Origin of the sequence: Paenibacillus sediminis (assembly GCF_017873765.1) — a bacterium.
Lineage (GTDB): Bacteria > Bacillota > Bacilli > Paenibacillales > Paenibacillaceae > Paenibacillus_AG > Paenibacillus_AG sediminis.
In genome coordinates, this window is sequence record NZ_JAGGKP010000003.1 from 23,953 (window position 1) to 39,039 (window position 15,087).

At 43.6% G+C, this 15,087-nt stretch carries 14 protein-coding genes and 2 pseudogenes; 10 read left to right on the forward strand and 6 right to left on the reverse strand.

The features are described from left to right. Window positions 1–168 precede the first annotated feature (168 nt). Complete coding sequence (locus J2Z20_RS08770; protein ID WP_209848327.1) at window positions 169–891, forward strand: MBL fold metallo-hydrolase; 723 nt, start codon at window positions 169–171, stop codon at window positions 889–891. Then, on the forward strand, window positions 888–1,466 hold the full coding sequence (locus J2Z20_RS08775) for a TetR/AcrR family transcriptional regulator (RefSeq protein ID WP_209848330.1): 579 nt from the start codon (window positions 888–890) through the stop codon (window positions 1,464–1,466). Before J2Z20_RS08770 ends, J2Z20_RS08775 begins: the two co-directional genes overlap by 4 nt. 68 nt (window positions 1,467–1,534) lie before the next feature. Here J2Z20_RS08775 and J2Z20_RS08780 read toward each other — a convergent pair whose 3' ends face one another. Beyond that, window positions 1,535–2,161 carry a nitroreductase family protein gene (locus J2Z20_RS08780; protein WP_209848333.1) on the reverse strand — a complete coding sequence of 209 codons (627 nt, stop codon included), beginning with the start codon at window positions 2,159–2,161 and terminating at the stop codon, window positions 1,535–1,537. Window positions 2,162–2,478: 317 nt separating this feature from the next. Continuing rightward, complete coding sequence (locus J2Z20_RS08785) at window positions 2,479–2,916, reverse strand: Rrf2 family transcriptional regulator (protein WP_209848336.1); 438 nt, start codon at window positions 2,914–2,916, stop codon at window positions 2,479–2,481. 291 nt (window positions 2,917–3,207) lie between these two features. Between J2Z20_RS08785 and J2Z20_RS08790 the strand changes: the two genes are divergently transcribed. From J2Z20_RS08790 to J2Z20_RS08810, 5 genes and pseudogenes are all read left to right on the forward strand, one after another. Beyond that, window positions 3,208–3,516, forward strand: coding sequence for an ArsR/SmtB family transcription factor (locus tag J2Z20_RS08790; RefSeq protein WP_209848339.1), 309 nt, complete (start codon window positions 3,208–3,210; stop codon window positions 3,514–3,516). 13 nt (window positions 3,517–3,529) lie between these two features. Continuing rightward, window positions 3,530–4,489, forward strand: a complete 960-nt coding sequence (locus J2Z20_RS08795) for a cation diffusion facilitator family transporter (protein WP_209848342.1) — start codon at window positions 3,530–3,532, stop codon at window positions 4,487–4,489. Window positions 4,490–4,664: 175 nt separating this feature from the next. Beyond that, window positions 4,665–4,850, forward strand: a pseudogene (locus J2Z20_RS08800) (nitroreductase family protein); the annotation flags it as partial. Between the two features lie 141 nt (window positions 4,851–4,991). Beyond that, window positions 4,992–5,468, forward strand: coding sequence for a CcdC family protein (locus tag J2Z20_RS08805; RefSeq protein ID WP_209848348.1), 477 nt, complete (start codon window positions 4,992–4,994; stop codon window positions 5,466–5,468). A 130-nt stretch (window positions 5,469–5,598) separates the two neighbouring features. After that, window positions 5,599–5,853: pseudogene (locus J2Z20_RS08810) on the forward strand (VOC family protein); the annotation flags it as partial. A gap of 164 nt (window positions 5,854–6,017) precedes the next feature. Here J2Z20_RS08810 and J2Z20_RS08815 read toward each other — a convergent pair. The 3 genes from J2Z20_RS08815 to J2Z20_RS08825 are packed head-to-tail and all read right to left on the reverse strand — an operon-like array spanning window position 6,018 to window position 9,304. Further along, window positions 6,018–7,175, reverse strand: coding sequence for an ABC transporter permease (locus J2Z20_RS08815; RefSeq protein WP_209848351.1), 1,158 nt, complete (start codon window positions 7,173–7,175; stop codon window positions 6,018–6,020). Beyond that, window positions 7,168–8,355, reverse strand: coding sequence for an ABC transporter permease (locus tag J2Z20_RS08820; protein WP_209848354.1), 1,188 nt, complete (start codon window positions 8,353–8,355; stop codon window positions 7,168–7,170). Before J2Z20_RS08820 ends, J2Z20_RS08815 begins: the two co-directional genes overlap by 8 nt. 13 nt (window positions 8,356–8,368) lie before the next feature. Further along, window positions 8,369–9,304, reverse strand: coding sequence for an ABC transporter ATP-binding protein (locus J2Z20_RS08825; protein WP_209848357.1), 936 nt, complete (start codon window positions 9,302–9,304; stop codon window positions 8,369–8,371). Between the two features lie 180 nt (window positions 9,305–9,484). On the opposite strand from J2Z20_RS08825, the gene J2Z20_RS08830 reads away from it, so the two are divergent. Both J2Z20_RS08830 and J2Z20_RS08835 read left to right on the forward strand, forming a co-directional pair. Then, window positions 9,485–10,636, forward strand: a complete 1,152-nt coding sequence (locus J2Z20_RS08830; RefSeq protein WP_209848360.1) for a sensor histidine kinase — start codon at window positions 9,485–9,487, stop codon at window positions 10,634–10,636. Between the two features lie 29 nt (window positions 10,637–10,665). Beyond that, on the forward strand, window positions 10,666–11,307 hold the full coding sequence (locus J2Z20_RS08835) for a response regulator (protein ID WP_209848363.1): 642 nt from the start codon (window positions 10,666–10,668) through the stop codon (window positions 11,305–11,307). Window positions 11,308–11,318: 11 nt separating this feature from the next. On the opposite strand, the gene J2Z20_RS08840 is transcribed toward J2Z20_RS08835, so the two are convergent. Further along, on the reverse strand, window positions 11,319–13,229 hold the full coding sequence (locus J2Z20_RS08840; protein WP_209848878.1) for a heavy metal translocating P-type ATPase: 1,911 nt from the start codon (window positions 13,227–13,229) through the stop codon (window positions 11,319–11,321). A 386-nt stretch (window positions 13,230–13,615) separates the two neighbouring features. Between J2Z20_RS08840 and J2Z20_RS08845 the strand changes: the two genes are divergently transcribed. Then, window positions 13,616–14,974 (forward strand): Nramp family divalent metal transporter, encoded by a 1,359-nt coding sequence (locus J2Z20_RS08845; RefSeq protein WP_209848365.1) that lies wholly within the window; start codon window positions 13,616–13,618, stop codon window positions 14,972–14,974. Window positions 14,975–15,087: the final 113 nt, after the last annotated feature.

Below are 15,087 nucleotides of genomic sequence, written 5' to 3' on the forward strand. Positions count from 1 at the left end.
TTATTCCTACCTGTTTAGTATGTTATGTTCTATTTTATAGGCGCTTCTTTCTGCTGTCAAACATTTTTTCTATTTTTTTGAAAATATATTGATTTAACTAATATGATTAGTTATTATACTAATATAATTAGTTTTGTGGAAAATGTGAACCCTAAGGAGGATAAACCTATGAAAATGACTCAAGTAGAACAGGTGCACCAGCTTGCTTTTTTACCTCGATTATTTCCTGTTAATGTTTATTTTGTAGAAGAAAACGATGAACTTACGCTTATAGATGCTGGAATGCCTTTTAGTCTCAAAGGGATTCTGCAAGCAGCGAAGCATATCGGCAAACCGATCACACGTATCGTGATTACTCACGCACACGAGGATCATCTAGGAGCGCTTGACGGACTGAAACAAGCAATCCCTAATGCCAAAGTGTTCATCTCAAAGCGAGATGCTAAACTGCTTGCAGGAGACACTGGCTTAGAACCATCAGAACCTCAGACTCCGATTAAAGGAGGCGTACCTAAAAATATGACCACGCGTCCTGATATCCTTCTTGAAGATGGCGACCGAATCGAATCATTGGTGGCCATTCAAACCGCTGGACACACACCCGGACATATGGCATTTCTCGATACAAGAAGTGGAGTATTGATCGCAGGGGATGCGGTGCAAACACGCGGTGGTTTAGCTGTATCCGGAGATATGCGGCCGCTCTTCCCTTTTCCGGCTATAGCGACATGGAATTGTGAAGAAGCGCTAGCCAGCGCCAAACGGATTGTCACCCTCTCACCATCTTGGCTGGCTGTCGGCCACGGGAAAATGATTGAAAATCCTGTACCTCATTTAAGAGCCGCCATTAAGCGGTTCGAAACTAAGCTGACAAGGAGAAATCAAGAATGAGCCCTAGAACCGGGATAGATCTTCAAATGGTCATTCAAACTGCAGCAGAAATCGCAGATCAAGAAGGCTTTGAAGCGGTCACTTTATCAGCATTAGCCTATAAGCTTAATATCAAATCACCTTCGCTGTACAATCATGTCAAGGGACTGCCAGGACTGCGAAAACAGCTTGCACTATATAGCATAGGGGAATTCTATAACACATTATCCGAAGCGGCAATTGGACGATCAAATGATGAAGCGATTATCGCAATCGGCACAGCCTATATTCATTTTGCGCGGAAGCATCCCGGATTGTATGAAGCTACGTTTCGCGCACCGGATTTGATGGACCCAGAAGTTCGTACAGCTGGAGATCGGATTATTCATCTTATTCTTAAAATACTTCAAGCTTATGGCCTTGAAGGCTCTGCGGCGCTTCATATCGTCAGGGGATTTAGAAGCATGTTTCATGGCTTTGCCTCGCTTGAGCAAAAGGGCGGTTTGGGAATGAACTTGAACCGGGATGAAAGTCTGAATATCATGATCAGCACGTTTTTAGCTGGATTGCACAGTCGTTTAAATTCGGCAAAATAAACACAGAAAGGGCAATCTTTCGCATAGTATGCGGCGGATTACCCTTTTTAATAATCTATAAGTTCAGCTTAGAATTTACCTTTTACAACGATTTGGGAAAGCGGGAAGCGGCCAGATTCATGAGCTGGTTTCTTCGCTTTACCGATCGAAATTAGAAGAACTGGAATATAACGAGCAGGAACGTTGAATTGTTCAATGAATTTTTGTGCATTAAAGCCGCCCATAGGTACAGAATCGTAGCCTAGAGATTTCGCTGCAAGCATCAGCTGCATTGCCGCAAGCGATGCATTTCGAATCGCTTCATCGCGAGCGATTTGTGCATTTTGATAAGCACCTTCAATTTGAGATATCATAATATCTCTAACTTCTTGGGTCATTGCACCAGCTTTGACAGCCGCATCATATATGAGCGGTGCATTCAAGTTAGCTTCCAAATCGCCTAGAACAGCAATCGTTACTGAACTGTCTACAACTTGTTGTTGATTGTTGGCAATCGGAAGCAGTTCTTGTTTAAGAGCTGGGTCTTGAATCACCATGAACTTCCAGTGTTGCAAATTCCATGAGGATGGGGCTGTGCCTGCTGCTGTAAGAATTGCATTAAGATCTTCTTCAGGCATTTGAAATGATTCGTAAGCGCGAACAGAATGTCTTTCTTCCATTACTTTAATGGTTTCAGGTTTAAGATTTGTTGCCACTTGATCTCCATCTCCTTTTTTATTTAATACATTTTCAGCGGCAAAGATCTTTGTCTAGATTGCCTATTCTGAAAATAACGTCATCCTTGGTATGTCGAAAGTGTCTCCTCTTCATTCCTCGATACCAAAATATCACGTTATTTACAGAAAATGTACTGTCATAACAATCATTACAGTTACTCCAAAAAAAGAGCCAGTCCTCCACATCAAAAACGGTGAAGCCCAGGCCTTTTGATCCTAAGCATATTTTATTTTGCGACATTTTCGTTAATAGCACTCATGGAACTTTTAATGTCATTTGGCAAATTATAAACCTACTACGCTTCGCTTTTCAACAAATGTTCGCGTTCAATTTTCTCTTTCACATCCGAAACTTTGACGGTATCAAGATGATTTTCCAAGCTGCGCTCGGCATCACCATATACTTCATTCATCACATTTTGCATATGGGCGGAAACTTTGCAATTTTGTTCTGAATCGCCGGAGCACCAATGAGGCTGCAAAGAACCACGAGCTAGAAGTCGATACAGATCACCAAGGCTAACTTCATCGATATTGCAGCTCAGCATATATCCTCCGCCTGTACCTTCTTTGGTAACTACATATCCATTTTTACGCAAAATACTAAGCACCTTGCGTACTCTCGCTGGATGGGTTGCTACACTTTGCGCAATCGTATCACTGTTAGCCATCTGGTCTGTATGCATACTTAACCAGATAAGACAATGAATGGCTATAGTCAGTTCGCTGTTCATGAGAACCACCCTTCAAATTCACTGCAATTATATAAATAACAGTTGTTTGTGTCAACTTACACTTCTGTTCACTATTAGTTCTATTTTATCATACCTCCCTTTATTTTTCTTTATTTGTTTATAGGATGTTACATAATGGCGATTCTGCCAGAAAGAATTAATACTTCATTATTTCTGTACATCATTTCAGAATAATTTAGCTATAGGCTTACAACTATTGACATCTCTCGATTTCTTGTGGCAAAATTTAAATATGAACATATGCTCATGTTTAGGAAACGAGGTTTGTTTATGAACCAAGCTGAACATTTATTTTTATCTGCAGACACGGTAGAGAACGTATCCACCATTTTTAAAGCTTTATCAGATCCTACACGGGTTCGAATTCTTTATTTGTTATCCCAAGAGGAATGCACAGTGAGTCACATTACTGAAGTACTGGGCATGTCCCAATCTGCTGTTTCTCATCAATTAAGTACTCTGCGTAATTTAAAACTTGTGAAGAACAAACGTGAAGGGAACACGGTCATCTATTGCTGTGATGATGATCATGTCATCGCACTCTTGAATCAAGCCATTCACCACTCGGAGCATCGTTAAGGAGGAACGTGAAATGCATCTTCATGATCACCATCATCACTCTCACGACGGCCATTCCCATGGGCATCATCATACACATGGACACCACCATCACCATGAAGTGACAGAAGGCAATCGCAAAGGATTAACAACCGCCCTGATTATTACAGCTGGCATCATGATTTTGGAATTCCTCGGCGGATTGTTCACCGGCAGTCTAGCGCTGTTATCTGATTCCGGTCATATGCTTAGCGATACTGGAGCGATTGTGCTAAGTCTGATTGCGCTGCGTTTTGCCATGAAGCCGGCATCGCCGCAGAAGACATTTGGATTTTACCGGTTTGAAATCCTTGCCGCCCTGTTCAATGGTGTCACTCTCTTCGTCGTTGCGGCTTTTATTATTCGGGAAGCGTACTATAGGTTTCTGAACCCTCCGGTTGTAGCGAGCGGTACAATGATGCTCATTGCGATCGTTGGTCTTCTAGCCAACATGCTTAGCGCGTGGTCACTTATTCGTAAAAGCGACATAAAAAATAATGCGAATTTACGCAGCACTTATTTGCATATTATCGGTGACGCACTCGGTTCCGTAGGAGCCATTATTGCTGCTCTTCTTATGCATTGGTTTGGCTGGTATATCGCCGATCCAATCATTAGCGTTATCGTTGCACTGCTCATTCTCAAAGGCGCTTGGAGCGTCATCACACATGCTGTTCATATCTTAATGGAAGGCGTACCAAGCCGTATAGATCAAAGTGAAGTGAAGGCAACGCTCGAGGCCATTGAAGGCGTTCTGGAGGTTCATGATCTTCACATTTGGACGATTACTTCCGGTCTTGATTCATTAAGCTGCCATTTAATCGTTGAGGATCATCAAGATGGGCAGAACATATTGCAACAAGCGATTCGCCGTATTGAAGAAAAATTTCATATTGAACACACGACGATTCAAATTGAAACTTCGAGCATACATCATTGTGACTTACGAGTGTAGCTGCGTCATATCAGCTCTATCCTGCTAAACATTATTAAACATTAAACAGTAAAGCTAAAGCTTCCATAACGGAAGCTTTTTTTGTCATTTGCATATTTTGCCGAAATTGGCATTGTAGTCTTTGTGGAAATGTTATATACTTACGTTAAGTAATTAGCTTATATATAATAATTGATGTTTCATGATCGGCTTTGATCAAGAAAAGATGAGAAGCGTACTTGATATACCTAGTCGTTACGAGCCTGTGCTTCTCATTACAATTGGTAAAGAAGACGTATCTAAACCTAGACCGCGCGGTTATCGCAAACCAATTAACGAATTCGTCAATTACAATACATTTATCGCACAATCTGATATTTAACACGCACGAACAGCAGCTTATCTAATCATAAGCTGCTGTTTTTATATTTACATTTTGGGCAATATAGTTATATATGCCAGAGCGAATGTGATATAATGGGCAATGATAAATTTTCCTTAGAGAAAGAGAGGGCTTCTTCAAGTGGCACATATTAATCCCTCATATTTGCAAATCACGACGACATTCGGGGCGCTCATTATGGCTCTGTTAACGATTTTCATACGATTGAAGGCAAGCCATAGACCTGTTACAATTCGAAAAATTATTATTCCACCGCTAGGTATGGCGACGGGATTCGCTATGTTCTTCTTCCCTTTCATGCGCGTTCCAATCTTATGGGCAGTAATTGCTTTTCTCGTAGGATGGTTTATTTTCTCCATTCCGCTCATTCGAAGCACGAAATTCGAAAAAATGAACGGACAAATATTTGCCCAGCGCTCCAGAGGATTTGCCTTCATTCTGTTCGGACTGCTCGCCGTTCGATTTGCCTTGCACGAGGTCATCCAAGAGTATGTCTCTGTTCCGCAGACTGGCGCTCTCTTCTTTCTATTAGCGTTCGGCATGATCACACGTTGGCGTCTATTTATGTACCTTAAGTACAAGGAAATGACAAGATAAATCGACATATGAACCTAAGAGGCTCTCTTCACGTTGAAGAGGGCCTCTTTTATTGTTTTTCAACCATTTAAACACATTTAATCCTACTTGACAAGTTGGAATTAAGTGCTATCATTAGCCTAAATCAATACTGACATTTCTAGGATTTAACGGTACGGATGAGACTGAAATTGAACTGATTCAAGGATACAGCTACGATCTGCCATCTGAAGCGACTGTCCATCACTTTGCCATTAACGTAGAAGATATTAACGAGGAATACAACCGCCTTAAGGAACTCGGTGCGCCATTTCTTGACGAAGAAATTGTCACACTTCCGAACGGTTATAAATACTTTTTCATCACTGGACCGGATAAGGAATGGATTGAATTATTCCAAAGATAATCGTCACAAAAAAAAGATGCCCTTTCCGGACATTCGGAAAAAGGGCATGAAGAAAATTTTATCCGAAAGACACTATACCATCGTGGGTATACATATGTCACCCGGTAAATACCACCTTGAATCCGCTTATAATTCCATTTTGACGGGCGGGGCCCTCTATTATTTTATGCCCCTGATCCCGCTTCGCTAGGACGAAGGATCGTTGAACCGATCGCCAGTAGCGTAACTGCCATAAGCGCCAAGATCGATAGCGAAAGCCAAATATCTGTAATCGTCCCTCCTGATGCTACCGTATCAATCGCTTCTATTGCCCATTTTTGCGGGATGAAATTTGCTACCTTCTGCAAGTAATCCGGCATGATCGACAGCGGCCAGAAGCAGCCGCCTAGCATGCTGGTCGGTGTAATGATGATAGAGTTGAGCATACCCGCCTGTCTCGGATTTCGGACTAATCCAGCCACAGTGCTTGCAATTCCCATCGCGACCAGCATGAACGCTCCCAAAATAATAACATGTGTTCCGAATGGAATACCGTAATCATATCCAAGCACCCAGCGGCTAATGGCAATGACGAGAACGATTTGTACCAAACCAACAAGAAAGCTTCCCATAAAATTTCCTAACGCAATCTGATAAGAACGAATAGGAGCTGTAAACATACGGGCCATCGTCCGCTGTCTGCGGTCATTCACAATTAACGTAATGGAGCTTGTAATTAGTCCCATCATGAACATTAATGTGAATCCTGTAATATTACTGAGCCCTGGCTTCGGGTACAACTGCAAATCAACGATGTTCCCTTTCACTTGATGCTTCTCCACTTGTTCCAGCGTTTTATTCAGCAGCGCAGTCTGTGTGTCAGCATCCTTCGCTTGGGATAACGACAATTGAGCTGTGCTCGATAAATGTCCAATGATTCTGTCCAAAGACATTTGTAATGTTATAGATTCCTCACTAATCGATAAATCATAGAGCTGTACTTTAGGCACTGCTGCGCCCTTCAACTGTTCACTAAAGCCCGAAGGAATCGTCATTCCGACCTTCGCTTTTTGATGAATAATCGAAGCCTTCAACTGTTCCTCGCTATCCATCTCCTTCAGAACATAGCTATCGTTTCTCGACAATTCCGTAATCAAATGTGCACCCGCTGAACCTTTATCTAAATTCACGTATACAATGACAGCTGCTCTTGAATCTGATTTACCGAATAGAAATATAGATAGCGCAATGACTACGCACGGTAAAATAATAAATCCGACAAATTTCTTCTTCGTGCCGACCATCCGTTTCAATATATTCCAAGCGATCGTAAAACTATGCACGGTAACCTCCCACCTTTCTGTACGTAAACGTTGCTGCTCCTATGAATAGAACACATATCCCGCCCAGCATGAGAATGGTTTGCATGATTTGTGAGACATCTTCATGCAGCATCATTCGCAGCATGCCTTGCATTCCCCAATAATTCACCGATATTTGACCCATATTTTGAAAAATTCCTTCTGGAAGAGGGGAGAAGCCGCCGCTTATAAAAGTCATCGCAATCGTAACAATTTGCATAATGGAGTTCGCTGCAGTCCGAGATTTGACAGACAACGTGATCATGACCGCAAGTGTCATCGATGCTATAACGAGCAGGACACAAATGACACCTAGAAGAAGCGGATTGTTCCCCCAATTGACACCATATAAGAAATGCGTGAACGTTATAATGACAATAACTTGGGCAAAGGCTACGATACTCAGGCCTACAATTTTCCCTGCAAAAATTTGAAAAGATGAAATTGGCATAGCCTGAAGCCGAGATAACGTATTGTTCTCTTTCTCAAGATATAAGCTGCTGCTCGCCGTCATGCCGGAATATAGCAGGAACATTATTAGCATGGAAGCTGCGTAATACTGCGAAGCGGAGTAGGATGTACCTTGATTGCTCAGCTTACCTGTATCCACAAAGGATTCATGCTGCTGTGCGCCTTGACTCATCGCCGCCACTGCGGCATTTGGACCCATGACAACCGACGCAGCCTGCCTGTAATTCGTTTCATCTAGAAAGGAGTCAAACACGGTCTCCGCTACTAGATTTTTCGAGCTGTCTTTACCGCGAATTAAATCCCATGAAGCTCCCTTGCCTTGCGCTACGTTCGTATCAAAATCAGCAGGAATGACAACAGCGTAATCAATTTTCCCTGATCTCATTTCTGTCTCTGCGGATTCCCGTGATTCAGCTGTTTCTGGAAGAATCAACTTCTTAATCTCAGCACTCTGCAAAAAGGTACCCAGCCCTGAAGTGACAGCCCCCTTCTCTGCGCTCTCATACACGATTCCGACTTTTATCGTTTTAATAGCCGTATCCTTAGGTGTACTCGATTCCCATACCCCCGACAATGCCGCGCCTAATATGAAAATAAGAATTAGTGGCAATAAAAATAAATTGAGCAAAACCGATCGAATTCGAATTAATCTGAGCAGTTCAAAACGTGCAATCGTCCATATGTTATTCATCTTCATCCCTCCCTTAATCCCGAAGCGTCCGTCCGGTTAAGCTAAGGAACAACGTTTCAAGGTTCGGCTCTTCACATACCAGTGAATGAATAACGACTTGATGTTTGGCGCAAATAAACAGAATATCTTGAAGGTCAACCTGCGAGGAAGGCACTGACAACTCGATACTCTCATTATCCGCCGTGATGCTAGTAATCCGCGGATGAAGTCTTAGCTCTTGAATGACCTGGTCCGAAATATGTGAAGCTTTAATGATGATTTTCTCATCCTGTGAAGCCCTTTCTCTAAGCTCCTGCTGCGTACCTGAAGCAATGACGTGACCCTGATCCAAAATCGCTACCCGGTCACTGAGCGCTGCAACCTCCTCCATATAGTGGCTCGTATAGATGATCGTCGAACCCATCTTGTTCAGTGTACGAACCGATTCCAGAATATGATTGCGAGACTGTGGGTCGATCCCTACCGTCGGTTCATCCATAATGATGAGCTTCGGACGGTGCATAATCGCACATGCGATGTTCAGACGTCTCTTCATTCCACCTGAAAAAGTCTCCGGTTTATCTTTGGCGCGATCCTGAAGACCGACAAACTCCAGCGCTTCAGAGACACGATTCCTTAGCAGCTCACCGCGAAGACCGTACAGCTTACCGAAAAAAGCAACGTTCTCCGCTGCCGACATCGTCTCATAAAGTGCTAAGTCTTGCGGCACAAGGCCAATTCTTTTCTTTACTTCCAGTGAATCGTTTTTCACCGAGATTCGATCTACCTTGATGTCTCCCTGGTCCATTTTCAAGAGCCCTGTAATCATATGAATTGTCGTACTCTTTCCCGCTCCATTCGGCCCGAGTAATCCGAAAATTTCTCCTTCTTGTATCGTTAAGTCTAGATGATCGACAGACAATTTATTGCCATATCGTTTAACAACATCCTTCAGCTCTACAAATGCCATCTTACTCTCTCCCTATCGTTTCATTTGCTCTCATTGTACCGAGAATCTATGACTATAACAGGTACTTAAGGTCATCATATAAAATGACTTTAGTCACCTCTTAGCAGCAAGCGAAGATGTGATATAATATTTCCAAATTATGATAGGCTAAGAGCCTGTTGGAAAAGGATGTTATGTATCTTGCCGCCGAGACTAAACTATTTGCGTTATGGACTCATTATTATCCCTGCCCTATTATCTTCGTTCGTCTATCACTACGATGACAACGGCATATATACACTCCATGTTCTCATTCTATTATCATTGGTCGCCCTGCAGCGATTTCTGAAATCAGAACTATCCGAGCTCGCTGCCATCATTACCGAGATCTCTTTTGCCGCTTGGTTAGCGACTACATATGGAGAATTGATGCTGTTTATCCTTATATCACCTTTATGTAGATATTTGTTTCTTCCAAGGCTGGAAGTCCGTCTTATTCTGCTCATATTGAATGTCATTCAGCTAAATTGGGCCTATCATTCGGAACCCATTTCGTGGATCTCCATATGTAATATCATGTTACTCGCATTCGCTTCACTCATTCATTTGCTCAAACGATCCGCAGGACATCACTCCGAGGTCATCCATTTATATGACCAGCTGCGCAGAAAGCATTTTGAGCTTGATGAAGCGAGAAATCAGCTCATTCAGTATGCGAAGCAAGTCGAGGATGCAGCTGAGGCGGGTGAGCGCCAGCGAATCTCAAGACAGCTGCATGATGATATCGGTCATAGGTTGATTCGCGCCAAAATGATGATGGAGGCAGCCATTCAGACAATGCCAACCCAGCCTGAGCAGGGCATGGATATCATGTACCAAATTCGTGATCAGCTGTCCATCAGTATGGAAGAAATGCGTGCTACGGTTAAGAGGCTTTCACCAAAATCCAGTCCTTCTGATGCATACCGTCTCGATTCTCTTCTTGAGGAGGTCGGCAGAGAGACAGGAATCCATACACAGCTACTGACGGAAGGAATTCCATTCCCTCTCTATCCAAGCATGCTAGTCATTCTGTATAAAAACGCTCGCGAAGCCATAACAAATGCGCTCCGTCACGGCAATGCGACCTCTATTCAAATCAAATTAACGTATACCGATACAGAAATTATGATGGCTGTAAGCAATAATGGTGAGGTAATCCCTCAAGATAAACCGATTAGAGAGCAAGGGCTTGGCCTGCAGGGAATGCAGGAACGAGTAAATATGGTCAAAGGGCGCCTGGAAGTGATTTGGGAGGAACCCTTTACGGTCATTACAAGGCTGCCAGCCAAAAGAATTCAGGAAATTGTATAACATTACAAGACGAAGGGGACGGATATCCTATGATTTCATTGCTTATAGTAGATGATGATTCTTATATCCGCGAAAGTCTGAAGGTACTTGTTGGAATGGACCCAGATATTGAGGTTGTGGGTACGGCAAGCCACGGGGCTGAAGCATTGACGTTGATGGGTGAAGGATTACTGGTTGATGTAGTGCTGATGGATATTCGGATGCCCGTGATGGGCGGCGTGGAAGGTGCAGAGCGGATCAAAGCATTGTACCCGCAAACGCGGGTGCTCATGCTGACAACCTTCGATGACGATGACTATATTATTGAGGCACTGCAAAATGGAGCCAGCGGATATTTGCTGAAAAATATTCCGCCGGATCGCATTATTCAGGGGATTAAAACCGTTCATGAGGGGAACATGCTTATACATCCTGATATTGCGCGCAAGCTGACTACCTTTCTCCGACCTGCTGCTGCCCCAGTGTCTAAGGATCAGCTGCTATCCGACCATGGATTAACGAAGGCCGAACAGGCAGTAGTCGCTTATATCGCTCAAGGGCTGTCTAATAAAGAAATTGCCAGCCAGCTTTTTCTAAGTGAAGGCACCGTGAAGAACTACATTACCGAAATTTTAAGCAAGCTCGGCCTGCGCGACCGAACGCAAATCGCTATCTTTTACCTGAATCATTAATTACTGGGTCATTATCGGAGTAACCGCAATCCATTCAAAATAACAAGAATTGTGCTTCCTTCATGTCCGACCACTCCAAGCGGCAACGCGATACCTGTCATGAAATTCGCTGTTATTAAACAGGCAATGACCGCAGCTGCAAACAACATATTTTGTTTTATGATTGTTCTTGTTCGCTTGCCGAGTGCGATCGCCGCGGCGATACTCTCAATATCGTCATTCATAAGAACAAGATCCGCCGTTTCAAGCGCCGCATCACTGCCCGCTCCGCCCATCGCAATGCCTACTGTGGATGTTGCCAATGCGGGCGCGTCATTTATACCATCGCCTACCATAGCTATATGGCCGTACGTTTGCTTCAGCTCTCTAATGAGAGTAACTTTATCCTCCGGTAATAATTCAGCAAACACCAAATCGATGCCCGCTTCTCGTGCAATTTTATGAGCTGTCTTCTTCTGATCCCCAGTTAGCATCGCCACCTCGATGCCAAGCCTCTTAATCTCAGCGATCGCTTGTTTTGCCTGCTCACGAATACTATCCTGCAGCGCAATCACGCCCACAACAGCGCGTGTGTTGTGTATAATCGTTACTGTTTTTCCTTGCTCCTCTAACCGATCAATTACAGACTCTAGTTCTTCCGTTAATAATTCGTGTTCGAGCATGATCGGCTTCCCGATTCTCCATGTGTCCCCTCTCCATTCTGCCTGCACTCCCCAGCCTGACAGAGATTGGAGTTCACTCGGCCAATCCAGCCTTATTCCTCGCTCTTTCGCTTCTTGCACAATGGCTTTGGCAAGCGGGTGTTCGGATAAGCTCTCGATAGAGGCCGCGGCTTGAAGCATATCCTTCTCGCTGTAACCGTCTAACGGAATGAGGTCCGTCACGATGGGCTGGCCGTTTGTCAGCGTTCCTGTCTTATCAAATGCAACAACTTTAATACGGGCGAGGTTCTCCAGATGTGCTCCGCCTTTGAAGAGTACCCCTTTTCTCGCACTGTTGGAGATGGCAGACAGCATCGCTGGCATAATCGAGGCAACAAGCGCACACGGAGAAGCGACAACGAGGAACACCATCGCTTTATATAGCGTCTCATTCCACGTCCTGCCAAGAAGAAAAGGCGGAGCAACAATCAGCAAAATCGTTATCACAATGATGCTTCTCGCATAAATACGTTCAAAACGCTCGATGAACATTTGCGAAACAGGCTTCTCACTCTGTGCCTCTTGAACCAAGCGGATAATCTTCGCAAATAAAGTCGATTCGCTGCGCTTTGTTACTTCGATGAATAGTGCCCCTTGACCGTTCAGTGTGCCCGCATATACATCATCTCCAGCCGCTTTATCCACTGGAATGGATTCTCCCGTTATGGAAGACTGATTAATAGAAGATGCTCCTTCTCTTACAACACCGTCAGCAGGAATCCGTTCACCTGGTTTCACTAATACAATATCTCCGATCTCGAGCTGTTCAATCGAAATTTCCGTTTCTGTGCCATTATAGTAGCGGATAGCCGTCTCCGGCTTTAAATCCATCAGAGATGAAATATCCCGTTTACTGCGCTCCGTCGTATAGCTTTCTAGTGCACCGCTTAATGAAAAAATAAAAATCAACACTGCACCTTCCGTCCAATACCCGATACTGGCCGCACCAACAGCAGCCACAATCATAAGCAAATTAACATCCAAATCTCGCTCATTGATAAGTGTGTGCAGCCCTTCCCTTCCTTTCACAAATCCGCCAATGACGAAAGCAAGCAAATAAATAATGACAGACCCCGCCTCGGTAAAGTGGCCGATTCCCCATGCGATGGCAATGAGAACTCCGCTTGCCAGTGCAGCAATACCCTCGGCATATCGTTTGAAGAAGCCATATACACTTTGCTTACTTGAAGGAGCATGAACAGATGAACTCTTGTCTTTCATGCGAGCTTCCACAGTGTTTAATGAAGATGTTTTCAACACAATCCCGCCTCTCCTTGATTGATATTAATTTCCATTCTCAATGCCCTTAAAATGACACATGCTGCTCCAAATAAGGAGCAGCATGCAGAAACTAGAATGATTCTCGTTTTTGCTCTATTCAATTATTTTGCATTAAGGAAACTTTCTAATAATGATTTTAAATAACAAAACTGGAAAAGTAAACAATTATTTTTGCCCTAAGTAAAATTTTTGTTGTACACGCAACTATTTTGGAATAAGATAATAAAGTAGGTATCAGGGTAATACATATGCAATCAGCTCATTTTTTTTAGACTAATTGTTGCCTTGAGTCAAAACTATTGAATAATGGAAAGAAGGATGAGAAAATGGAGTCTGCAGTTCAAGAAGTACGAACCTCCTCCCCCCCTTCTTCGGGATGGAGAAGAAAAAGAACCGAACCCAGTTTGCCAGAGGTATACAAATCACTGCCAGTCCCGACAAAGGGGAGCTTTATACGGAAACTGCTTGCATTTGCGGGTCCGGGATATTTAGTGGCCGTAGGCTACATGGATCCAGGAAACTGGGCGACCGATTTAGCCGGAGGAGCGCTTTTTAACTACACCTTGTTGTCTGTTATCCTCATCTCTAATTTAATGGCCATATTGCTTCAATCGCTTACAGCTCGCCTTGGCATTGCTACTGGCAGAGATCTTGCGCAGGCATGCCGTGATCATTACAGCAAACCCGTCAATTTCGGGCTATGGTTTTTATGCGAACTCGCCATTGCGGCTTGCGACCTCGCTGAAGTGATCGGTTCAGCCATTGCTTTAAACTTATTATTTGGCATACCGCTGCTTTACGGTGTCTTGATTACATCCTTAGACGTCATTCTCGTATTACTGCTGCAAAATAAAGGATTTCGTTACATCGAAGCCATTGTTATTTCCTTGATCATGACCATCTTTGTCTGTTTCGGTATCGAAATGTTTCTCTCGAAACCGGATGTCGGTGGCATACTTGGCGGCTTTGTACCTAGTGCGGAAATCGTCAAAAATCCTGAAATGCTGTACATTGCACTAGGGATACTCGGAGCCACCGTCATGCCTCACAATCTGTATCTTCACTCCTCCATCGTACAAACTAGAAAATACGAGGAAACATCACTAGGTAAACGTTCTGCTATCAAATTCGCTACCATTGACTCCACGGTAGCTCTCATGCTGGCACTCTTCGTCAATGCGGCCATTCTCATCTTATCCGCAGCGGCATTTCACTCCACAGGACATACCGAAGTGGCCGAAATTCAAGATGCTTATCAATTGCTTAATCCTTTGCTTGGTTCAAGTATAGCCGGCGTGCTTTTTGCAGTCGCATTACTGGCATCCGGGCAAAACTCGACGTTAACCGGGACACTCGCTGGACAGATTGTTATGGAAGGCTTTCTGAATATTAGGCTTAAACCGTGGCTGAGAAGATTGATCACTCGTCTTATTGCCATCATTCCTGCCGTCTTAGTCATTGGCATTTACGGAGAGAAAGGTACCGGGGATTTGTTAATCTTAAGCCAGGTCATCCTTTCCTTACAGCTATCGTTCGCCGTTATTCCACTGGTCATGTTTACTGCGGATAAGAAGAAAATGGGCGAATTTGTTGCTCCAAAATGGTTATCTTCACTTTCATGGATCGTGGCAATCATCATTGCCGGACTTAATGCATATCTGCTATATGGCACGATTGCCGGTTAAAGTCGCTTATGATTCTATTTCTTGCTGTCATGATTATAATCTATGCTCTCCTTTCTTAGGTGATTGTGCTATTACCCGTTATTCATCTTACAGTGAGACGTAAGACTAAACTT

What these genes read in the sequence shown, in the direction of transcription:
- J2Z20_RS08770 (WP_209848327.1), top strand. Translation starts at nt 169, where the DNA reads ATGAAAATGACTCAAGTAGAACAGGTGCACCAGCTTGCTTTTTTACCT.
- J2Z20_RS08775 (WP_209848330.1), top strand. Translation starts at nt 888, where the DNA reads ATGAGCCCTAGAACCGGGATAGATCTTCAAATGGTCATTCAAACTGCA.
- J2Z20_RS08785 (WP_209848336.1), bottom strand. Translation starts at nt 2,916, where the DNA reads ATGAACAGCGAACTGACTATAGCCATTCATTGTCTTATCTGGTTAAGT.
- J2Z20_RS08790 (WP_209848339.1), top strand. Translation starts at nt 3,208, where the DNA reads ATGAACCAAGCTGAACATTTATTTTTATCTGCAGACACGGTAGAGAAC.
- J2Z20_RS08795 (WP_209848342.1), top strand. Translation starts at nt 3,530, where the DNA reads ATGCATCTTCATGATCACCATCATCACTCTCACGACGGCCATTCCCAT.
- J2Z20_RS08820 (WP_209848354.1), bottom strand. Translation starts at nt 8,355, where the DNA reads ATGAATAACATATGGACGATTGCACGTTTTGAACTGCTCAGATTAATT.
- J2Z20_RS08825 (WP_209848357.1), bottom strand. Translation starts at nt 9,304, where the DNA reads ATGGCATTTGTAGAGCTGAAGGATGTTGTTAAACGATATGGCAATAAA.
- J2Z20_RS08835 (WP_209848363.1), top strand. Translation starts at nt 10,666, where the DNA reads ATGATTTCATTGCTTATAGTAGATGATGATTCTTATATCCGCGAAAGT.
- J2Z20_RS08840 (WP_209848878.1), bottom strand. Translation starts at nt 13,229, where the DNA reads ATGAAAGACAAGAGTTCATCTGTTCATGCTCCTTCAAGTAAGCAAAGT.
- J2Z20_RS08845 (WP_209848365.1), top strand. Translation starts at nt 13,616, where the DNA reads ATGGAGTCTGCAGTTCAAGAAGTACGAACCTCCTCCCCCCCTTCTTCG.